The sequence below is a fragment of the Pandoraea pnomenusa genome, assembly GCF_040391475.1.
Taxonomy (GTDB): Bacteria; Pseudomonadota; Gammaproteobacteria; order Burkholderiales; family Burkholderiaceae; genus Pandoraea; species Pandoraea pnomenusa_C.
In genome coordinates this window covers 39,503-59,524 of the sequence record NZ_JBEBXS010000017.1, presented here as the reverse complement: position 1 = coordinate 59,524, position 20,022 = coordinate 39,503, and the positions used below count along the sequence as shown (strand labels likewise).

Genomic DNA, 20,022 nt, shown 5'->3' with positions numbered 1-20,022 from the left:
GCGGAGAAATGGGGAGAGGCAGCAACGAATCGAATGGGCGAAAAAAAGCGCGGTGGGATGCACCGCGCTTCTCTTCTGCGATTCGTGCGTCGACCGGACTTACTTGGTCGCGGGATCGGTCACGAAACCGAGCTTGGTCACGCCTGCCGTCTGCGCTTCCGAGAGCACCTTGGCGACGCTTTCGTAACGCACGTTCTTGTCGGCGAACAGATGCAGTTCCGGCTGCGGCTGCGCTTCGGCGGCCTGCGCCAGACGCGCCTTGAGCGTGGCCTCGTCGATGGCCTGCTTGTCCCAGAAGACCGTGCCGTCCGCCTGGATCGACAGGTCGACCTTGGCGGGCTTCGTGTCTTCCGGCTGGCTGCTTGCCTGCGGCAGATCGAGCTTGACCGCGTGATTGAGCACCGGCAGCGTCACGATGAAGATGATCAGCAACACCAGCATGACGTCGACGAGCGGCGTCATGTTGATTTCGCTCATCATGGCGTCATCGGCACCGTCGTCGCTGCTGTATGAACCCATAGCCATAGCGAACTCCTTGTCTTGCGTGCCGGCTTAGTTGGCGCTGGCCGGCGTGGACGGCTTGCGCACCGGGGTGACGTTGCTCGCGAACTGCGTCGAGTGCATGCTGGCGCCGGTCAGGAAGTAGGCGTGCAGGCTGTGCGCAAAGCGGTTGAGCTTCGAGACGATGCCCTTGTTGGCGCGCGTGAGGGCGTTGAAGCCGAGCACTGCCGGAATGGCGACGAACAGACCGAAGGCGGTCATGATCAGGGCTTCACCCACCGGGCCGGCCACTTTGTCGATGGTCGTCTGACCCGAGGCGCCAATGGCCAGCAGGGCGTGATAGATGCCCCACACCGTGCCGAACAGGCCCACGAACGGGGAAGTCGAGCCGATCGAGGCCAGCATCGCCAGACCGCTTTGCAGGCGCGAGACCGTGTCGTCCACCGAATTCTTCAGTGCGCGGGTGATCCAGTCGCTCACGTCCATCTTGTCGTGCAGATGCGGCTGGCTCTGGCGGTGATGCTCGGCGGCGTCCTGACCGGCGAGGGCCAGTGCGAGGAACGGATTGTTCTGACCCGATTCGCCGAGCTTCTGCAGGCCGGCGGAGAAGTTTTCCGAGTGCCAGAAGTCCGGCTCGGCAGTGCGCGTGAGGCGGCTCAGGCGGAAGACCTGGGTGCCCTTGATGATGATCACCGTCCACGACAGCACCGACATCACCAGCAACACGATCGCGATGGCGCGGGTGACGAAGTCGCCCTGTGCCCAGACGTGGCTCAAACCATACTCTTGCATTTTGCGTTCCTCTGGAGATCCAGTTCGTTAAATGGTTACACAAGCGCGTGACTGCCGCGCTGCGTTAATCGTTCAAATTGAAGTTAAACGGTTTGGTCGCGGCGGCTTCCACTGCGCGACCGTTCTGCATCGGGGGTGCGCAACGCATCGCCAGTGCAGCGGTGCGGGCGGCCTGATCGAGACGGGGGAAGCCGCTCGACTTGACGACATTGGCGCTGGACACCACGCCGCGTGTATCGATCACCAGGCGCAACGTGACCGTGCCTTCTTCGCCGACGCGACGCGACTGTGTCGGGTAGACCACACGCGGATCTTCGCATTTCACGGCCAGACCCTCGATCGGGCCGGACGGCGCGGGCGCGGGGGCCGGGGCAGGCGGTGCGGGTGGCGTAGGCGCGGCATTCTGCACGGGTTCGACCGGCGTTTGCTGCGGCGCCGGGGCGACCGGCTCGGCCTTTTGCGTAATGGCGTTCTTGGGCTGTACGCGGGGCTTCGGCGGCGGCGGCGCGACCTGCGGCTTCGGCGGTTCCGGCTGCGGCTTGGGCGGTGCGGGTTGCGGCGGCGTGGGGGCCGGCGTGAGCGGAATGATCGTGGCGGTAAAGGTCGTGGGCTCGATCGTTGCCTTCTCCGGTTCATTGCGCAGGTGCGACAAACCGACCAATGCGGCAATGTGGAAGACGACGATCGCGGCCGCGATCGCGATAGCGCGCGGCGACGTCAGCGGATCACGAAACGGCGTGAACGCAAGGCCGGAAGGGGTCACGGCGGGGGGCACGGCGGTCGACATGGTAACGGCTAGGGTACGCTAGTTTGCGGCGATGAACGATGAGTGATGCGCGGAGTGCAAAGCCTCGGGGTTCGGGAGGGCCGGACGTACGATCAAAGGAAAACCGCGCCAGGGGGCGCGGTCGGCGAATGCAGCGAGTCGGAAACCGTGCACCGACTCACCTTCGGAACAGGAAAAACGATAAACATAACGTCGAAACAAAGCCAATCAGGAGTTCCATCTGACACCTCCAGGGTGACGAGTCGCTGGCTGGCGCACAGCGCCGTGAGACGCCTGGCTGGCTCCGTCATCGTCGCGACCCGATACCGCTGCGTCAGGACGATGTTATTGAATCCGATAACGTTTTGGCCTGCCGCGCAGGCCGGGCACACCGAGTGGGCTCAAGCGGCCAGCGCGAGATCGCGCTGTGCGAACACCACTTCGGTCGTCGTCTCGATCCGTGCCGACTGGCAGCAACCACCGCACGAACGGCCGCAGCAAGGCGTGGCACCCGACACCATTTCCTGGACGTACGGGCCGCACTTCCCGCAGCACAGCGCAACGCCCAGGTCGATCTGAAGATCTTCCATGGTGTTCGCACCGGCGTCGAGACAAGCCTTGATCTGGCGGTCGGAGACGGATTTGCAGACGCAGACGATCATGATGAAAACGTCAAAATGTAACACTAATGAGAATAATTATTATTTAAGTTGTTGAGTTTTGCAAGCGCCTTCGGCCTATCCCATAGTCCGCACAGGGATATACGGAAACCGTGTCAGGCGGAGATGATGGGAAGGTTGGGGGCGGAATCGAGGCGTGACGCGCCTTGCGGGGCGGTCTTGTCGATGCTGTCGATCTCGACAGTCTGCACGCGAGGGGCATTCGGCAGGAGTCGGTCGGCCATCGTCTGCAACGCGTGGGCGTCTGCCGTGGTGAACAGCGCGATGCTGCCGCCGTCGGCACTATCCGGGGCCACCGGGGCTTGCAGCGCGGCCGTGGCGAGGCGGCGCTGCAACTGGCGTGCGATGGCCGCGCCCGTGTCGATGAGCGTCAGCGCGTTGCCGAAGCGCCGTTCGATGGCGGGAATGAGGAACGGGTAGTGGGTGCAGCCGAGCACGAGCGTGTCGGCGCCTTGTGCGAGCATCGGTTCGATGAACTGTTCGAGCAGCGTCACGACTGCCGTCGAATCGACATCCCCCGCTTCGATCCGCTCGACGAGCCCATGGCCAGGCTGACAGAGAAAGCGCTGGCCCTGCGCCGTGTGACGTGCCAGCAAATCGGCGAAGCGCGCACTGCGCAGCGTGGCGGCGGTCGCGAGCACCCCGATCACGCCGCTCGCGGAGGCCGCGGCGGCGGGCTTGATGCCCGGCTCCACGCCGACGACCGGCCAATCGGCGTCGGCGCGCAGCGCCGCTACGCCGTGAGCGGTGGCCGTGTTGCATGCAACGACCAGCGCCTTGGCGCCACGCTCGCGCAGCCAGCGGCCGATGGCCAGGCTGCGTTGTTCGATGAACGCGTCGGGGCGTTCCCCATAGGGGGCGAAATGCGAGTCGGCGACATAGAGCAGCGACTCATGGGGCAGCAAGGCGCGTACGGCCTGAAGGACCGACAGGCCGCCGAGGCCGGAATCGAAGACGCCAATCGGCGCGTTGGAGGGCATGGCGAATAAAAAAGGGCCGGCAAATGGCCGGCCCCGAAATTCTATCGCAAAGCCGGCGAACCGATGTCGGCGCGGCGATGCGTTTCTTATCTGGGTTTTGTGGGTTGTCGGGCTTATTCTTCGAGCGACGCCATGCCCGACTGCTGGTAATTCTGGAGACCGACCTTGTCGATCAGATCGATCTGCGTTTCGAGCCAGTCGATGTGTTCTTCGGTGTCGTGCAGGATCTCTGCGAAAAGATCGCGCGACACGTAGTCCTTGACCTTCTCGCTATGCTCGATACCGTCCTTGCAGGTCTTCTGCGAGATGTATTCGAGCTTGAGGTCGCACTTGAGGATTTCGTCGGTCGACTCGCCGATGAGCAGCTTGTGCAGGTCCTGGAGGTTCGGCAGGCCGTCGAGCATGAAAATGCGCTCGATGAGCTTGTCGGCATGCTTCATCTCGCCAATGGACTCGTCGTACTCGTGCTTGCCGAGTTTCTCGAGGCCCCAGTGGTTGTACATGCGGGCGTGCAGAAAGTACTGGTTGATCGCCGTCAGCTCGTTCGTGAGTTGTGCGTTGAGGAGTTCGAGGACTTTCTTGTCGCCTTTCATTTCGGATCCCTTTCTTATGCAGTTTGCAAGCGGTTGAAGAGTAGCTGGAAAAGGCGGGAAAGCCAAGCCCTGCAAGGCTTTTCGTGAACCGAGGTGCGAATGGTAATGCGATCCATTCTCGACCGTGACCGGGCATAAAAAAAGCCCGGAGATCCCGGGCTTCTTCTGTTGCTGCCAGACGCGGGCTTATTCCGCAGCGACCGGAATCTTGCCGATCTTGGCCTGCCATTCCTTCGGGCCGGTGTTGTGCACCGACACGCCGGTGGCATCCACGGCGACCGTCACGGGCATGTCCTTGACGTCGAACTCGTAGATCGCTTCCATGCCGAGGTCTTCGAAGGCCAGCACGCGTGCAGCGCGAATCGCCTTGGACACGAGGTAAGCGGCACCGCCCACGGCCATCAGGTACGCGGCCTTGTGCTTCTTGATCGCTTCGATGGCGGCCGGGCCGCGCTCCGACTTGCCGATCATCACGGCCAGGCCGGTCTTCGACAGCATCATGTCGGTGAACTTGTCCATGCGGGTCGACGTCGTGGGGCCTGCCGGGCCAACGACTTCGTCGCGCACCGGATCGACCGGGCCGACGTAGTAAATTGCGCGGCCCTTGAAGTCCACCGGCAGCGGCTCGCCCTTGGCGATCATGTCGGCAATGCGCTTGTGCGCGGCGTCGCGGCCCGTGAGCATCTTGCCCGAGAGCAGCAGGGTCTGGCCCGGCGTCCAGCTGGCGACTTCTTCCGGCGTGAGCGTGTCGAGGTCGACGCGCTTGCTCGTCTCGGTGTTCGGTGCCCAGTGCACGTTCGGCCAGGCATCGAGCGACGGCGCGGCGAGGAACGACGGGCCCGAGCCGTCCAGCGTGAAGTGTGCGTGACGCGTGGCCGCGCAGTTCGGGATCATGGCGACCGGCTTGGACGCCGCGTGCGTCGGGTAGTCGAGGATCTTCACGTCGAGCACGGTGGCCAGGCCACCCAGGCCTTGCGCGCCGATCCCGAGGGCGTTGACCTTCTCGAACAGCTCGAGGCGCAGCTCTTCGTTCCAGTTCTGCGGGCCGCGCTTGATCAGGTCATGGATGTCGATCGGGTCCATGAGCGATTCCTTGGCGAGCACCATGGCCTTTTCCGCCGTGCCGCCGATACCGATGCCGAGCATGCCCGGCGGGCACCAGCCGGCGCCCATCGTCGGCACCGTCTTCACGACCCAGTCGACGATCGAGTCGGACGGGTTGAGCATCACGAACTTCGACTTGTTCTCCGAGCCGCCGCCCTTGGCCGCGACCGTGATATCGACCTTGTCGCCTTCCACGATTTCGTAGTGGATGACGGCGGGCGTGTTGTCCTTCGTGTTCTTGCGGCCGGCTTCCGGCGGCGCCACGATCGAGGCGCGCAGCACGTTGTCCGGGTGCATGTAAGCCTGGCGCACGCCTTCGTTGATCATGTCGGTGAGACTGCGCTTGGCGTCCCAGCGCACGTTCATGCCGACCTTCACGAACACGGTCACGATGCCGGTGTCCTGGCACAGCGGACGGCGGCCTTCGGCGCACATGCGGCTGTTGGTCAGGATCTGCGCGATGGCGTCGCGGGCAGCGGGGCTTTGCTCGGCCTCGTAGGCACGACCCAGCGCCTGGATGTAATCGTCCGGATGGTAGTAGCTGATGTACTGCAGGGCACCGGCGACGCTCTGAATGACGTCGTCTTCTTTAATGACGGTAGACATGGAACGGCTCTCGACTTAGTGGGAACGGGTAGTAATGACTTGGGGGGACGCGTAGGCCGGGGCGTGACTGTCGTTCGTCATCTTGTTGACGACGGCCATGACCACGGCGGAAAGCAGGAAGGCGCAGTGAATGATCACTTGCCACATGATGGTGTGCGGCGTCTGCTGCGACGCATCGATGAACGTCTTGAGCAGGTGAATCGACGAAATGCTGATCAGCGCCATCGACAACTTGACCTTGAGCACACCGGCGTTCACGTGGTCGAGCCACTCCGGTTCGTCCGGATGGCCTTCGACGCCCAGGCGCGAGACAAACGTCTCATAGCCGCCGATGATCACCATGATGAGCAGGTTCGAGATCATCACCACGTCGATCAGGCCGAGTACGACGAGCATGATCTGCGTTTCGTCGAAGGTGCCGGCGTGGGTAATCAGGTGCCAGAGTTCGGCGAGGAACTTATAGACGTAGACGCCTTGCGCGGCGATCAGGCCAAGATACAGCGGAACTTGCAGCCAGCGGCTGAGGAAGATGACGCGGGGCAGCGGGCGCAGCGGCGCGTCGGACGGGCGGCCGGGAGTCGACATGGCTTTTGACTTAGTGGGGGCATTCGCCTGCGTGCATCGCCGCAGGCGTGAGTTATCAAATACGCAATTCAAATACGGACCGGATACGCACGACATGCCAGCCGGGACCGACCGGCACGTCACCGATTTCGCGTCGCGAAATCCGGCATGGCGGGCATTTTACAACGTCTTGCCCGCCCTGCCGTTCCCGATTCAGTCGCGGGCCGGCAATAGCGTCTTGCGCGCCCCGGCGGACGGCAGGGCTGCGAGCACGATCCCGGCGACCGTCAGCGCCAGTGCGGCGCCCTGCGCGACGGAGAGGCGCTCGCCAAGGAAGATCACGCCGTAGGCCGTGGCGGCCACCGGGACCATGGCCGTGAAAACGCCCGCGAGTTGCGCGCTCACGTGCCGAATGCCGCGCATCCAGAGGAAGAAGGAGAAGACGCTTGCGGCGAGCCCGTACCAGACGATGAGCGCCCAGTGGCCGGGCGTGAGCGCGGCGTAATCCACGGCCATGAGGCCCGCAACGCCCAGCGGCAGCATCAGGGCGCCGCCGATCAGGTGCGTGTAGGCGCAGATATCGATGGCGGAGAGTTCGGCGGCCAGCCGCTTCGAGACGATCACGTAGATGCCCTCGCAGAGCACGGCGCCGAGCACCAGCGCATTGCCCAGCCACGCATTCCCGGCGTCTGCCGAACCGCTCGCACCGTGGGCGTCGCCGCGCGAGACGTTGAGCAGCGCCACGCCGGCAATGGCAAGGCCGATGCTGACCATCGTGCGGCGCGTGGGGTGCTCGCGCAGCACGGCCCAGGAGAGCAGGGCGACGCAGGCGGGCAGCGTGGCGGTAATCACGCCGGCGGCGGTGGCCGTGGTCATGCGTACGCCATAGAGCATGAGCAGCGTAAACAGGAACGTGCCGAAGAACGTCTGCACGAAGAGGTGTTTCCACTGCGTGCGTGTGACGCGTCGCATGGCCGACGGCCGGTAGCGCGGCGACAGGGCGATGATGGCGATTACGAAGCGCCACAGCGCGAAGGCGGCCACCGGCATGACGGCCACCATGGTCTTGCCGATGCCCACATTGGTGCCCACGAGGGTCATCGCCAGCGCCAGGGCGAAGCTCGGGAAGCGGGCGAACAGCCGGTCGGTGGATGACGGCGTTGCCTTCGCGATGGCAGGCGATTCAGACTGAGATGTCGAATTCACGGGGGCTCCGGGCGAGTCCGGGGTGGCGGGATAGGGTTGATACGGGTAGGATTGTAGCGAATACGCCACAGTCTGCGGCAAGGCGTCGACGCGTTCGCGCGAGTCCCGCGCGCGGGAGGCGAAGGTGCGTGCACCAGTGTAAGGCGTTAGTAAGTCGCTCGTCTTAATGTGACGTTAGCGATTTGTTTTGGCTTGATTGCAATCGTTTTTGCATATCCATAAGAGGGGACAACTCATGGCAGCAATCGAATCGGTTTTGCAGGAGCAGCGCGTTTTCGCGCCGCCGCAGGCGCTGGTCGCCAACGCGAAAATCTCCGGCATGCCCGCCTATGAGGCGCTGTGCGCCGAGGCCGAGAAGGATTACGAGGGATTCTGGGCGCGTCAGGCGCGCGAGAATCTGGCCTGGCACAAGCCGTTCACGAAAGTCCTCGACGAGACCAACGCCCCGTTCTACACGTGGTTCGAAGACGGCCAGATCAACGCTTCCTACAACTGCCTGGACCGCCAGATCGAGGCGGGCCTGGGCGACAAGAACGCCATCCTGTTCGAGTCCGACGACGGCACCGTCACGCCGGTGACCTACCGCGACCTGCTCGCGCGCGTGAATCGCTTCGCGAACGCGCTCAAGGCCAAGGGCGTGAAGAAGGGTGACCGCGTGGTCATCTACATGCCGATGTCGGTCGAGGGCGTGGTCGCCATGCAGGCGTGTGCGCGTATCGGCGCAACGCATTCGGTCGTGTTCGGTGGTTTCTCGGCCAAGTCGCTCAATGAGCGCGTGATCGACGCAGGCGCCGTGGCGATCGTCACGGCCGACGAGCAGATGCGCGGCGGCAAGGCGTTGCCGCTGAAGGCCATCGTCGACGAAGCGCTCGCGATGGGCGGTTGCGACCATGTGAAGTCGGTCATCGTGTACCGCCGCACTGGTGGCAACGTCGCGATGAAGGCCGGACTCGACGAAGTGATGCAGGATCTCGTCGCCGGCCAGTCGGATCAGTGCGAGCCGGAGTGGGTCAGCGCCGAGCATCCGCTGTTCATCCTCTACACGTCGGGTTCCACGGGCAAGCCGAAGGGCGTGCAGCACAGCACGGGCGGCTATCTGCTGTGGGCATCGCTCACCATGCAGTGGACCTTCGACATCAAGCCGGACGATGTCTTCTGGTGTACCGCCGACATCGGCTGGATCACCGGTCACACGTACATCGCCTACGGCCCGCTGGCCGTGGGGGCGACGCAGATCGTTTTCGAAGGCGTGCCGACGTATCCGAATGCCGGCCGTTTCTGGGAAATGATCGACCGTCACAAGGTGACGGTGTTCTATACGGCGCCGACGGCGATTCGCTCGCTGATCAAGGCTGCCGAGCAGACACCCGAAGTGCATCCGAAAAAGTACGACCTGTCGTCGCTGCGCATTCTCGGGTCGGTCGGCGAGCCGATCAATCCGGAAGCGTGGATGTGGTACTACGAGAACGTTGGCGGCGGCCGTTGCCCGATCGTCGACACGTGGTGGCAGACGGAGACGGGCGGTCACGTGATCACCCCGCTGCCGGGCGCCACGCCGCTGGTGCCGGGCTCGTGCACGCTGGGTCTGCCGGGGATTGCCGTGGCCATCGTCGACGAGACGGGGCAGGACGTGCCGAACGGTCAGGGCGGCATGCTGGTCATCAAGCGTCCGTGGCCGTCGATGATTCGCACGATCTGGGGCGACCCGGAGCGTTACAAGTCGAGCTACTTCCCGTCGGAGTTGGGTGGGCGGATTTATCTGGCCGGTGACGGCTCGATTCGCGACGCCAAGACTGGCTACTTCACGATCATGGGTCGTATCGACGACGTGCTGAACGTCTCGGGTCACCGCATGGGCACGATGGAGATCGAGTCGGCGCTGGTGGCCAACCCGATCGTGGCCGAGGCGGCGGTGGTGGGGCGTCCGGACGACACGACGGGCGAGGCCATTGTCGCGTTCGTGGTGCTCAAGCGTTCGCGTCCGACCGGCGACGAGGCCAAGCAGCTGGCGCTCGAACTGCGCAACTGGGTCGGCAAGGAAATCGGGCCGATCGCCAAGCCGAAGGACATTCGCTTCGGGGACAACCTGCCGAAGACCCGCTCGGGCAAGATCATGCGCCGCTTGCTGCGTGTGATTGCGAAGGGTGAGGAAATCACGCAGGACACGTCCACGCTCGAGAATCCGGCCATCCTGGAGCAGCTCAAGCAAGCGCAATAAGCACATTAAGCGCGGCGTTCCCGGCCTGCCATGGCAAAGCGTTCGCAGACCGGCACGGCGAAGGTTCCCGGTAATGCCGGGACATCCGCCGTCGCTGGCGAAGCCAGCGGCGTACCGCCGGACCCGAGTGCCGGCGGCGCGCTGCATGACGTCGACTGGCATGGCGAGGCGGCGGAGATCGCGGCGCGGCATTGGCGGCGGACGTTGTGGCTGGTAGCGGTACTCATGGCAATCGGGTTCGTGGTGACCTTCGTGCCGCAGTTCTGGGCACGAGAGTGGGCCTCGATGCGATTTGCCGGGTGGCCGCTGCCGTTCTACATGGGCGCGCAGGGATCGATCCTCGTCGACATCCTCCTGATCGTTATCTATGCGTTGCTGCAGCGGGTCAACGATGCCCGCTATCGCAACGCGCTGCATGCACTGCGCGACGCACACCGTGACAGTCTTGGCGACGGTGACGACGGCCTGAGCGGTGCGTCGACGTCGGCGACAACTTCCTACACGTCACCGCGAGCATCACACAGCACGTCCTTCCGCGCCTCGATGCCTCCTTCTCCTCGCGCCCATCCGGCGCCGCCGTCCCGATGAGTTTTACGCGCAGATTGCTGCGCTACTACCTGTATTACACGGCGGGCTTTCTCTCATTCGTGCTGATGATCGGCATGCTCGAGCGGGTAAACGGCCCGGGCGTGTGGATCGGCTATGCGTTTCTCTTCGTGACGATTGCCGTGTACGCGGTGATCGGCCTGATCTCCCGCACGTCCGACGCGGCCGAGTATTACGTGGCGGGCCGTCGCGTGCCACCGATGTTCAATGGCATGGCGTGCGCGGCGGACTGGATGAGTGCGGCATCGTTCATGGGGTTGGCGGGGTCGCTCTACGTGTCGGGTTACGACGGCCTGGCCTACGTCATGGGATGGACGGGCGGGTACTGTCTGGTGGCGTTTCTGCTGGCGCCGTATTTGCGCAAGATGGGGCGCTATACCGTGCCGGACTTTCTCGGCACGCGATACGACAGCAATGTGGTGCGGGCGCTCGGCGTGTTCTCCACGATTCTGTGTTCGTTCGTCTATCTGGTGGCGCAGATTCAGGGCGTGGGGATGATTGCGTCGCGCTTCATCGGCGTCGAGTTCACCATCGGCATCTTTTTCGGGCTGGCGGGCATTCTCGTGTGCTCGTTCCTGGGGGGTATGCGTGCGGTGACGTGGACCCAGGTGGCGCAGTACATCATCATGATTACCGCGTTCCTGGTGCCGACGGCCATGATCGGGCATCAGACGGGCAACGGATGGTTTCCGCAGTTCACCTACGGCAAGGCGCTGGCGAAGGTCGAGGCGCTGGAGCGCGAGATTCAGCAGTCGATTCCTGAGCGCGAGGTGCGCGACTACTATCGCGAGCAGGCCGACCAGATGCAGCGGCGGCTCGACGGCTTGCCCGACAGCTTCTACAGCGAGCGTGCCGAGCTGGAGCGGCAGTTGCTGGATACGAAGCGTCGTAACGGGCCGTTGCGTGACGTGAAGGCGCTCGAGACGAAGCTCGACGCGTTTCCGCGCGACGTCGGCGAGGCGCAGAACCAGTGGCTGGAGATGCGCAACCAGTACGTGGAGCGCAGTGAGCCGCCTCATGCGATGACCGAGCCATTCCCGGCGAGAGACGACACTACACGCAACTCGCAGCGTTTGAATTTCTTGCTGCTGATGGTGTGCCTGATGATCGGCACGGCGAGTTTGCCGCACATCCTCACCCGTTACGGCACGACGGCGACGGTGCAGGGCGCGCGCAGTTCCGTGGGGTGGACGTTGTTTTTTGTGGCGTTGTTGTATGTGAGTGCACCGGCGTTGGCGGTGATGCTCAAGTACGACGTGCTGTTGCATTTGGTGGGCGCGCGGTATGAGGCGTTACCGGGCTGGGTGACGCAGTGGCGGCACGCGACGCCGGTGCAGCTTGATATTTCGGATGTCTACCGGGACGGCGTGGTGCAGTGGGGCGAGATCTGGATGCAGCCGGACATGCTGGTGCTGGCCGGGCCGGAGATCGCGGGGCTGCCGTACGTGATTTCGGGGTTGGTGGCGGCGGGCGCGTTGGCGGCGGTGCTGTCGACGGCGGATGGTTTGTTGTTGACGATTGCGAATGCGTTGTCGCACGACGTCTACTTTCACATGGTGGACCGGAACGCGTCGAGTCAGAAGCGGGTGACGACGTCGAAGATATTGTTGTTGTGCGTGGCGATGTTTGCGTCGTATGTGACGTCGCTGAAGCTGGGCAATATTTTATTTCTGGTGGGGGCGGCGTTTTCGTTGGCGGCGTCGTGTCTGTTCCCGGCGCTGGTGCTGGGCGTGTTCTGGAAGCGCACGACGCGGCTGGGGGCGACGGCGGGCATGGTGAGCGGGTTGCTGGTGTGCGTGTACTACATCATGACGACGTATCCGTTCTTCACGCGGCTGACAGGGTTCGCGGGATCACGCTGGTGGGGCGTGGATCCGATCTCGGCGGGGGCATTCGGCGTGCCGGTGGGCTTCGCGGTAGCGATCGGGTTCAGCTTGCTCGGGGCACGCCCGAGCCCGCGCGATCTGCATCTTGTGGATCATCTGCGGCGCCCGTAACGACAGGGGTTCCGACGATATTCGGAAGCGCATCGCACGAAAGGGTGTGAGATGTTGCCGCCAACCTGCTATAATGCGCGACCATTCAGGAGAGATGGATGAGCGGTTTAAGTCGCACGCCTGGAAAGCGTGTATAGGTTAATAGCCTATCGGGGGTTCGAATCCCCCTCTCTCCGCCAAAGATGTTAAAAAGCCCTTGATCCCAAGGGCTTTTTTTTATTTCTCGATTCGTCGCCCAACCATTTGGCTGCCAAGCCAGCCGAGCTTGTCTGCGGCTTGGTTCGCCCCAAACGGCATCAGCGTCCAGGCTGGGTGTCTATCAGGCATTGCGAGCGCTTCCGTTCGCTCCCGTCCCCCTACGGCAAATTCTCCCGAAAGATGACCTGACTGCGGCTGGCTTCGACGCCGGCAGACAGATCGCGCTTTTCGCGCAGGTTCGCGAAGATGCGCACGCAGTTCATGATGGCGCTCTGCGGGCTCTGGGTGATGACGGCGTCCATCGTGCCGTCGATCAGCATCGCGCGGGTGTCAGGCGTCAGGCCGTGACCGATGAACACCACCTTGTGCTCCTTGCGCACTTCCTTGAGCGCTTGCCCCACGCCCTCCGATCCCCCGCCGATGTTGTAGATCGCAGCGAGATCCGGATGTTGCTCGAGTAGCGCGCGCGTCTGACGGTAATTGACCTTCTCGTCGTCGTAGCCCTCGCGCAGCCCGACCACCTGCATTTGCGGGTACTGTTCCGAAAACAACTGCAAGAACCCCGCCTCGCGCTCCACGTGCGCTTTGTAGCTGAGCGACCCGGCAATCAGCGCCACCTTCGCGTGCCGCTTCTGACCGACGAACCGTGCAATCAGATACGCCGCCGTGCGTCCCGCAGACCCGTTGTCGAGCCCCACATACGCGATGCGCCGCGAGTGCGACAGATCGGAGACCAGCGTGACGGCCGCGACGCCATCGTCAGCCAGCCTGTCGACCGCTTCACGCACCTTCGGATGCTCGAGCGGCATGAACGCCACGCCGTCGCAACCGCGTCCGCGTTTGAGCAATGCCGACGCCATCGCATCCGGGTCGAACCCCTGAATGAACTGCACCCGACAATTGACGTTGTACGGCGCCCACTGCGTCTGCGAGCACTGCACCCATTCGCCGAGCATGCGCAGGAATTTACTGCTGCGGTCCGGCAGTACGAACAGCAACTGCGTCGGCGGCGACAAACGCACTGCCTCGAGCGCCTGCTCCGGCAAATACTTCAGTTCGCTCGCCGCGAGCAACACGCGCTGAACCGTCGTCTGACGTACGCCTTCCCGGCGATGCAGCACCCGGTCGACCGTGGCAGTCGAGACGCCCGCCATTCGGGCGATATCCGCCAGATTCGGCATGTTTCGTCGCATGAAAGCGTGTCCCTCAAATGTTTCGATGATCGTGTCGAACACAGCATACTTCATCAAACCACATCAAATCACATCAGAAAATCAGGTTGGTCGATTGCCTGTTTGCCGCCTATCGTACGACTTCATAACGCATCGAAAGACCGCTGCGAAAACAACAGGAGACGAGTGATGGCAGGAGCAGACGTGTCGACGTCGCGCCGGCTGGAAGGCCGTGTGGCGTTGGTATTCGGCGCCGGCTCGGTCGGCGACGGCTGGGGCAACGGCAAGGCCGCCGCAGTGGCTTATGCGCGGCAGGGCGCCCGGGTGGTCGCCATCGATCGCGAGGCAAAGTCGGCCGATATCACGCGCGACGTCATCGCCAGCGAAGGCAACGACGCCATCTCGCTGGCCGCCGACGTCACCTGCTGGGCCGATATCCGGCAAGCCGTCGCTGCCGCCATCGAGGCCTACGGCCGAATCGACATTCTCCACAACAATGTGGGCATCACGTCGCAAGGCGGCCCGGTGGAAACCACCGAGGAGGTGTGGGACCGCGTGATGGCCGTCAACGTCAAGAGCATGTTCCTCACGTGCAAGGCCGTTCTGCCAACGATGGAAGCGCAGGGGAGTGGCGCTATCGTCAACATCGGCGCACTCGGCGGCGTTCGATGGACAGGGTATGCCTACTGTGCCTACGCGGCGTCCAAAGGTGCGGTCAATTCGCTCACGCAAAGCGTGGCGCTGCAATACGCCGCCAAGGGCATCCGCGCGAACTGCATTCTGCCCGGCGTGATGGACACGCCACACATCTATCAACAGATTTCCGGCTTCTACGACAACACGCAGGCGATGGTCGAGGCGCGTAATCGCCTCTCGCCCACGGGACGCATGGGCGACGGCTGGGACGTCGCGAATGCTGCGGTATTCCTTGCGTCCGACGAAGCACGCTACATCAACGGCGTAGAGCTGCTGGTCGACGGCGGCATGCACGTACGGTGCAATTGACGAGACTGACGAGACGAAAACCACAACATCAGGAGACAAGCGGATGACCAGCTCAACTTCACAGGGCCGACGCAACGTATTGCGCGCACTTTCTGCGCTACCCGCACTGGGTGTTGCCGGGGTGGCCGGTGTGACGGGCGCACTGCCGCGCACGGCGCGCGCCGCTGCGCCCCAGTACGTGTTCAAGTACGGCAACAACCTGCCCGTCAGCCATCCGCTGAATGTCCGTGCCCAGGAGGTGGCGGCGCGCATCGCCGCCGAGAGCAAAGGACGCATGGAGCTGCGCGTGTTCCCCAACAATCAGTTGGGCGGCGACACGGACATGCTCGCGCAGGTGCGAAACGGCGGGATCGACATCTTCAACGCGGGCACCATGGTGATCGCAACGCTCGCCCCGATCAGCGCGATTACGGCCGTCGGCTTTGCGTTCTCCAACTACGATCAGGTGTGGCACGCCGTCGATGGCAAGCTCGGCGATACCATTCGCGCGGCCTTCGCGAAGAGTGGCCTCTACACCTTCGAGAAGATGTGGGACAACGGCTTCCGTCAGATCACCAGCGGCAACAAGGCGATCACGAAGGCGAACGACCTTGCCGGCATGAAGATCCGTGTCCCGGTCAGCCCGATGGGCATCTCGCTGTTCAAATCGCTGCAGGCCTCGCCGACGAGCCTGCAATTCAGTGAGGTCTATTCCGCGCTGCAAACGCGTGTGGTGGACGCACAGGAAAACCCGCTCGCCATTGTGCAGACCGCGAAGCTGTACGAAGTGCAGAAGTTCTGCTCCATCACGAATCACAGCTGGGACGGCTATCACCTCGTCGTCAACGGCCGGTCGTGGCGGAATCTGCCGGACGACCTGAAGACGATCGTCGCGCGCGCGTTCAACGAAGCCGCGATCAAGCAGCGCGAAGACGTCTACGCGCTCAACACCGGCTTGCAGAACGAACTGGCCGGCAAGGGACTGGCCTTCAATACGGCGTCGCCCGAGAGCTTCCGCGCGCAACTGCAAAAGTCGGGTTACTACGCCGAATGGCAGAAGAAGTTCGGGGCGGAAGCCTGGGCGCTGCTCGAAGCGACCGCCGGCAAGGTGGCCTGACATGACGCCGCGTCCCGCGCAGCCGTCGGCCGGCCCCGGTCTGCATGTCGGTGATCCGCTGGCGTCCGGCGGTACCGATGCGCCCGTGCATGGCTGGCGTGCGTTCGTGGTCGGCCTCGATCGCGCCATCGGCTGGCTGACGGAAATTCCTGCGGCACTGCTTGTGCTGGCGGATATCGTCGTCATGCTCGCCGGGGTCATCGCGCGCTACGTGTTTCACGCGCCGCTCGTCTGGGGTGACGAACTCGCCGGCATCCTCTTCCTCTGGATGTCGATGCTCGGCGCGGTGGTGGCGCTGCGTCGCGGCGAACACATGCGCATGACCGCCTTTGTGGGCAAGGCGTCGCCGGGCACGCGTGCGTTTCTCGACGTGCTGGCGGTTGCCGCAGCAATGGCGTTCCTGCTGCTGATCGTGCATCCGGCGTACGAATACGCATCGGAAGAAGCGTTCGTCGTCACGCCCGCCATGGAGATCAGCAACGCGTGGCGCGCGGCCGCATTGCCCGTGGGCATGGCGCTCATGTTGCTCGTGAGTGTGCTGCGACTGTTACGTGCCGCACCGGCGTGGCGCACGATGCAGGCGATGGCGGTGGTCGCGCTCGTCTGCGTGGGCTTCTGGCTGCTCGGGCCGTCGCTCGAGCCGATCGGTCGCTGGAATCTGGTGATCTTCTTTGCGGGCGTTGTCGGCGCGTGCGTGTTTGTCGGTGTGCCGATAGCGTTTTCGTTCGCCTTGGCGACGTTCGGGTTCCTCGCGCTCACGACGTCAACGCCAATGGTCGTGCTCGTCGGTCGCATGGATGAGGGCATGTCGCATCTGATTCTGCTGGCCGTGCCGCTCTTCGTCTTCCTTGGGCTGCTGATCGAGATGACCGGCATGGCGCGCGCGATGGTGCAGTTCCTCGCGAGCATGCTCGGTCATGTGCGCGGGGGCCTGAGCTACGTGCTGATCGGCGGCATGTATCTGGTCTCGGGGATTTCCGGATCGAAGGCTGCGGACATGGCTGCCATTGCGCCCGTGCTGTTCCCGGAGATGAAGAAGCGCGGCGCAGATCCCGGTGATCTCGTCGCCCTGCTGTCCACCACGGGCGCGCAGACCGAAACCATTCCACCGTCGATCGTGCTGATTACCATCGGCTCGGTCACGGGCGTGTCGATCTCGGCGCTGTTCACGGGCGGTTTACTGCCGGGCCTCGTGCTGGGGGTTGCGCTGTGCTGTGTCGTCTGGTGGCGGTATCGCCGTGAAGACCTCTCCGGTGTCGAGAAGGCGAAGAAGGGCGCGGTCATGCGCGCCTTCGTCTACGCGCTGCCCGCCGTGGCGCTGCCGTTCGTGATTCGCGCTGCAGTGGTCGAGGGCGTGGCGACGGCCACCGAAGTGTCGACCATCGGCATCGCTTATTCGGTGCTGGCGGGACTGTTCATCTACCGGCAGTTCGACGCACGACGTCTGTTGCCTATGCTGATCGAAACGGCGGCGCTCTCCGGCGCGATCATCTTCATCATCGGTGCGGCAACGGGCATGGCGTGGGGATTGACGCAATCGGGCTTCGCGCAGGATCTCGCATCGGCCATGGAGCGCATGCCGGGCGGTGCTGCGGGCTTTATCGCCGTCTCGGTGGTCGCGTTCATTGTGCTGGGCAGCGTGCTCGAGGGCATTCCGGCCATTGTGCTGTTCGGTCCGCTGATGTTCCCGATTGCGCGCGCTGTCGGCGTGCATGAGGTGCATTACGCCATGGTGGTCGTGTTGTCGATGGGCTTGGGCCTGTTCGCGCCGCCGTTCGGTGTGGGGTACTACGCGGCATGCGCCATCGGCAAGGTCGATCCGGCAAAGGGCATGCGGGCGATCTGGGGCTACCTGGTTGCGCTCGTCATCGGGCTGATCTGCGTCGCGGCAATCCCGTGGATTTCGATCGGCTTCCTGCGCTGAGCGCCAGCGAACCACAGGCAAACCACAGGCAAAACGCAGCGTATCCGGCGGCACGCCACACAACCGTATTCATCACCATCGCCAACCCGGTGAGCGAGGACGGACCTCGCTCGCACGGCGACGCACACGTCACGAACGTCACAGCAAAGAACAAGGGACGACCCATGAGCAGATTTTTCGGCGAGATTCGTCAGGTGGCATACCTCGTGCCCGATATCGAGGCGGCAATGACCTATTGGTCCGACGTGTTGGGCGTCGGCCCCTGGTACTACAACCCCAAAGTGCCGATTCGCAACTACACCTATCGCGGCGAGTCGTTCGAGCCGCACAATTCGGTCGCGCTCGCCAATGCCGGTGGCCTCCAGATCGAGTTGCTGCAAATTCGCAACGACATCCCGTCGATGTACCGCGACTTCCTCAACGCCGGACGCACCGGCGCGCAGCACGTGGCGTACTGGACAGACAACTTTGACGAAGACCTGGCGCGCGCGCAGGCGGCGGGCTTCAAGGTCTGCATGAGCGGCGAAGTGGGCGAGAACGGACGCTTCGTCTATTTCGAAGACCGCGCCTCAGACCCGGGTTGCCATCCGGGAACGACCATCGAGTTGTCGGAAGTGGCGGGCCCGAAAGGCACGCTCTTTCGCATGATTCGCGAAGCGGCAGCCGATTGGGACGGCCGTGACCCTGTGCGCGCCTTTCCGGACCTCACGACGCTATGAGTACGATGCTCAGCGCCACTTATCTGATCGAGACACCGCTCGATCCGCGCGCGGTTGCCGAAGTGATGGCGGGCGAGCAGTCCTGCGGCACCTTCACGCGCGTGGCGGGCGAGACCGATGCGCTGCGCGAGCGTGCGCGAGCTGTCGTCGAAGCCGTCGAGCCGGTGGAAGATGTCGCGACGGCCTCGCTTCCCAACGCCTATCTCGAGCGAAAGGGCGTTCACGGCGCGTGGCATCGGGCGCGCGTACGCATTGCGTTTCCGACGGAGAACATTGGCGCAAACCTGCCGACGCTGGCGGCCACGCTCGCGGGCAATCTCTACGATCTCGGTGAAGTCACGGGCATGCGACTGGAGCGCATCTCGCTGCCGGCCGCGTATCGCGATCAGTTCGATTTCCCGCGCTACGGCATTGCGGGCACACGCGCGGCAACGGGCGTGTCGACCGGCGCGCTGGTCGGCACGATTCTCAAGCCGAACGTCGGCATGAGCGCTGACGATACGGCAGCGCTGGTGGCACGTTTGTGTGCGGCGGGCGTCGATTTCATCAAGGACGACGAGGTCTGTGCCAACCCGGTCCATGCGCCGCTGGCGAAGCGCGTGCCGGCGGTGATGGCTGCGGTACGCGAGCATCGCGAGCGCACGGGCAAGCAGGTCATGGTGGCATTCAACATCACCGACGAGACGGATGCCATGCGCCACCACGCGGATCTCGTGGCGCGAGAAGGGGGCAATTGCGTGATGGTGAGCCTGAACTGGTGCGGCTTCTCTGCCGTGCAGACGTTGCGCCGTCACACCGATCTCGCGATCCACGCGCATCGCAATGGCTACGGCGCGATGTCGCGTGCGCCGCTGCTCGGTATCGGCTTTCAGGCCTATCAGACGCTCTGGCGACTCGCCGGCGTCGATCACATGCATGTGCACGGTCTGCAGGGCAAGTTTGCGCAGGCGGACGAAGAGGTCATCGAATCGGCGCACGACTGCTATCGGCCGTTGGTTGCCGACGCTGGCGCGCAGCGTAGCGTTGCCAAGGTCGAAGACATCGTCATGCCCGCGTTTTCGTCCGGTCAGTGGGCGGGCACTGTCCCGGCGACCTGGCGTGCCGTGGGGCGCGACGACCTGCTGTTCATGGCGGGCGGCGGCATTCTGGCGCACCCCGACGGTCCGGCTGCCGGCGTGCGGAGCCTGCGCGAAGCCTGGCAGGCCGTTCGCGAGGGCGTAACGCTGGAGGATGCCGCGAAGCACTCGCCCGCGCTCGCGTCGGCGCTAAGCTTCTTCGGCCGCTGAACGGTGCGA

Annotated in this window: 18 protein-coding genes and 1 tRNA gene; 9 read left to right on the top strand and 10 right to left on the bottom strand. The window is 63.9% G+C overall.

All coding sequences use genetic code 11. From position 1 onward, the window contains the following. Positions 1 to 99: 99 nt before the first annotated feature. From ABWO90_RS17790 to ABWO90_RS17750, 9 genes are all read right to left on the bottom strand, one after another. Positions 100 to 525 (bottom strand): ExbD/TolR family protein, encoded by a 426-nt coding sequence (locus ABWO90_RS17790; protein WP_353192558.1) that lies wholly within the window; start codon positions 523 to 525, stop codon positions 100 to 102. Positions 526 to 552: 27 nt separating this feature from the next. Next, positions 553 to 1,293: a MotA/TolQ/ExbB proton channel family protein gene (locus tag ABWO90_RS17785; protein ID WP_353192557.1), complete on the bottom strand. Its 741-nt coding sequence runs from the start codon at positions 1,291 to 1,293 to the stop codon at positions 553 to 555. A 64-nt stretch (positions 1,294 to 1,357) separates the two neighbouring features. Further along, positions 1,358 to 2,080: an energy transducer TonB gene (locus tag ABWO90_RS17780; RefSeq protein WP_353192556.1), complete on the bottom strand. Its 723-nt coding sequence runs from the start codon at positions 2,078 to 2,080 to the stop codon at positions 1,358 to 1,360. Between the two features lie 380 nt (positions 2,081 to 2,460). After that, positions 2,461 to 2,721, bottom strand: coding sequence for a (2Fe-2S)-binding protein (locus ABWO90_RS17775; protein WP_353192555.1), 261 nt, complete (start codon positions 2,719 to 2,721; stop codon positions 2,461 to 2,463). Between the two features lie 113 nt (positions 2,722 to 2,834). Next, positions 2,835 to 3,719, bottom strand: a complete 885-nt coding sequence (gene murI, locus ABWO90_RS17770; protein WP_353192554.1) for a glutamate racemase — start codon at positions 3,717 to 3,719, stop codon at positions 2,835 to 2,837. A gap of 113 nt (positions 3,720 to 3,832) precedes the next feature. Next, positions 3,833 to 4,312 (bottom strand): bacterioferritin, encoded by a 480-nt coding sequence (gene bfr, locus ABWO90_RS17765; protein WP_353192553.1) that lies wholly within the window; start codon positions 4,310 to 4,312, stop codon positions 3,833 to 3,835. A gap of 186 nt (positions 4,313 to 4,498) precedes the next feature. Further along, the gene (locus tag ABWO90_RS17760) at positions 4,499 to 6,022 is read right to left on the bottom strand and encodes a fumarate hydratase (RefSeq protein WP_353192552.1); all 1,524 of its coding nucleotides are present in this window, start codon (positions 6,020 to 6,022) and stop codon (positions 4,499 to 4,501) included. Between the two features lie 15 nt (positions 6,023 to 6,037). Further along, positions 6,038 to 6,607, bottom strand: a complete 570-nt coding sequence (locus ABWO90_RS17755) for a TIGR00645 family protein (RefSeq protein ID WP_353192551.1) — start codon at positions 6,605 to 6,607, stop codon at positions 6,038 to 6,040. Between the two features lie 192 nt (positions 6,608 to 6,799). After that, a complete protein-coding gene (locus ABWO90_RS17750) occupies positions 6,800 to 7,726 on the bottom strand; it encodes a DMT family transporter (RefSeq protein WP_353192607.1) in 927 nt (308 codons plus the stop codon). A gap of 301 nt (positions 7,727 to 8,027) precedes the next feature. Here ABWO90_RS17750 and acs point away from each other — a divergent pair, with 301 nt between their 5' ends. The 4 genes from acs to ABWO90_RS17730 all read left to right on the top strand — a co-directional run bounded on the left by acs (position 8,028) and on the right by ABWO90_RS17730 (position 12,792). Further along, on the top strand, positions 8,028 to 10,010 hold the full coding sequence (gene acs / locus ABWO90_RS17745; protein WP_353192550.1) for an acetate--CoA ligase: 1,983 nt from the start codon (positions 8,028 to 8,030) through the stop codon (positions 10,008 to 10,010). Between the two features lie 30 nt (positions 10,011 to 10,040). Beyond that, positions 10,041 to 10,598, top strand: a complete 558-nt coding sequence (locus tag ABWO90_RS17740; RefSeq protein WP_353192549.1) for a DUF4212 domain-containing protein — start codon at positions 10,041 to 10,043, stop codon at positions 10,596 to 10,598. Next, a complete protein-coding gene (locus ABWO90_RS17735) occupies positions 10,595 to 12,613 on the top strand; it encodes a sodium:solute symporter family protein (protein WP_353192548.1) in 2,019 nt (672 codons plus the stop codon). Before ABWO90_RS17740 ends, ABWO90_RS17735 begins: the two co-directional genes overlap by 4 nt. Before the next feature lie 88 nt (positions 12,614 to 12,701). Beyond that, positions 12,702 to 12,792 (top strand) — tRNA-Ser (locus tag ABWO90_RS17730). A 177-nt stretch (positions 12,793 to 12,969) separates the two neighbouring features. On the opposite strand, the gene ABWO90_RS17725 is transcribed toward ABWO90_RS17730, so the two are convergent. Beyond that, positions 12,970 to 14,004: a LacI family DNA-binding transcriptional regulator gene (locus ABWO90_RS17725; RefSeq protein ID WP_353192547.1), complete on the bottom strand. Its 1,035-nt coding sequence runs from the start codon at positions 14,002 to 14,004 to the stop codon at positions 12,970 to 12,972. Between the two features lie 168 nt (positions 14,005 to 14,172). On the opposite strand from ABWO90_RS17725, the gene ABWO90_RS17720 reads away from it, so the two are divergent. From ABWO90_RS17720 to ABWO90_RS17700, 5 genes are all read left to right on the top strand, one after another. Further along, a complete protein-coding gene (locus ABWO90_RS17720; RefSeq protein ID WP_353192546.1) occupies positions 14,173 to 14,988 on the top strand; it encodes an SDR family NAD(P)-dependent oxidoreductase in 816 nt (271 codons plus the stop codon). 43 nt (positions 14,989 to 15,031) lie between these two features. Continuing rightward, on the top strand, positions 15,032 to 16,084 hold the full coding sequence (locus ABWO90_RS17715) for a TRAP transporter substrate-binding protein (protein ID WP_353192545.1): 1,053 nt from the start codon (positions 15,032 to 15,034) through the stop codon (positions 16,082 to 16,084). Between the two features lies 1 nt (position 16,085). Beyond that, on the top strand, positions 16,086 to 18,008 hold the full coding sequence (locus ABWO90_RS17710; RefSeq protein WP_353192544.1) for a TRAP transporter large permease: 1,923 nt from the start codon (positions 16,086 to 16,088) through the stop codon (positions 18,006 to 18,008). A 164-nt stretch (positions 18,009 to 18,172) separates the two neighbouring features. Then, complete coding sequence (locus ABWO90_RS17705) at positions 18,173 to 18,727, top strand: VOC family protein (protein WP_353192543.1); 555 nt, start codon at positions 18,173 to 18,175, stop codon at positions 18,725 to 18,727. Next, the gene (locus ABWO90_RS17700) at positions 18,724 to 20,013 is read left to right on the top strand and encodes a ribulose-bisphosphate carboxylase large subunit family protein (protein WP_353192542.1); all 1,290 of its coding nucleotides are present in this window, start codon (positions 18,724 to 18,726) and stop codon (positions 20,011 to 20,013) included. Before ABWO90_RS17705 ends, ABWO90_RS17700 begins: the two co-directional genes overlap by 4 nt. Positions 20,014 to 20,022 lie beyond the last annotated feature (9 nt).

Bases quoted from the DNA above. Each gene is read 5' to 3' on its own strand.
- ABWO90_RS17790 (WP_353192558.1), bottom strand. From the start codon at position 525: ATGGCTATGGGTTCATACAGCAGCGACGACGGTGCCGATGACGCCATG.
- ABWO90_RS17785 (WP_353192557.1), bottom strand. From the start codon at position 1,293: ATGCAAGAGTATGGTTTGAGCCACGTCTGGGCACAGGGCGACTTCGTC.
- ABWO90_RS17780 (WP_353192556.1), bottom strand. From the start codon at position 2,080: ATGTCGACCGCCGTGCCCCCCGCCGTGACCCCTTCCGGCCTTGCGTTC.
- ABWO90_RS17775 (WP_353192555.1), bottom strand. From the start codon at position 2,721: ATGATCGTCTGCGTCTGCAAATCCGTCTCCGACCGCCAGATCAAGGCT.
- murI (WP_353192554.1), bottom strand. From the start codon at position 3,719: ATGCCCTCCAACGCGCCGATTGGCGTCTTCGATTCCGGCCTCGGCGGC.
- bfr (WP_353192553.1), bottom strand. From the start codon at position 4,312: ATGAAAGGCGACAAGAAAGTCCTCGAACTCCTCAACGCACAACTCACG.
- ABWO90_RS17760 (WP_353192552.1), bottom strand. From the start codon at position 6,022: ATGTCTACCGTCATTAAAGAAGACGACGTCATTCAGAGCGTCGCCGGT.
- ABWO90_RS17755 (WP_353192551.1), bottom strand. From the start codon at position 6,607: ATGTCGACTCCCGGCCGCCCGTCCGACGCGCCGCTGCGCCCGCTGCCC.
- acs (WP_353192550.1), top strand. From the start codon at position 8,028: ATGGCAGCAATCGAATCGGTTTTGCAGGAGCAGCGCGTTTTCGCGCCG.
- ABWO90_RS17740 (WP_353192549.1), top strand. From the start codon at position 10,041: ATGGCAAAGCGTTCGCAGACCGGCACGGCGAAGGTTCCCGGTAATGCC.
- ABWO90_RS17735 (WP_353192548.1), top strand. From the start codon at position 10,595: ATGAGTTTTACGCGCAGATTGCTGCGCTACTACCTGTATTACACGGCG.
- ABWO90_RS17725 (WP_353192547.1), bottom strand. From the start codon at position 14,004: ATGCGACGAAACATGCCGAATCTGGCGGATATCGCCCGAATGGCGGGC.
- ABWO90_RS17720 (WP_353192546.1), top strand. From the start codon at position 14,173: ATGGCAGGAGCAGACGTGTCGACGTCGCGCCGGCTGGAAGGCCGTGTG.
- ABWO90_RS17715 (WP_353192545.1), top strand. From the start codon at position 15,032: ATGACCAGCTCAACTTCACAGGGCCGACGCAACGTATTGCGCGCACTT.
- ABWO90_RS17710 (WP_353192544.1), top strand. From the start codon at position 16,086: ATGACGCCGCGTCCCGCGCAGCCGTCGGCCGGCCCCGGTCTGCATGTC.
- ABWO90_RS17705 (WP_353192543.1), top strand. From the start codon at position 18,173: ATGAGCAGATTTTTCGGCGAGATTCGTCAGGTGGCATACCTCGTGCCC.
- ABWO90_RS17700 (WP_353192542.1), top strand. From the start codon at position 18,724: ATGAGTACGATGCTCAGCGCCACTTATCTGATCGAGACACCGCTCGAT.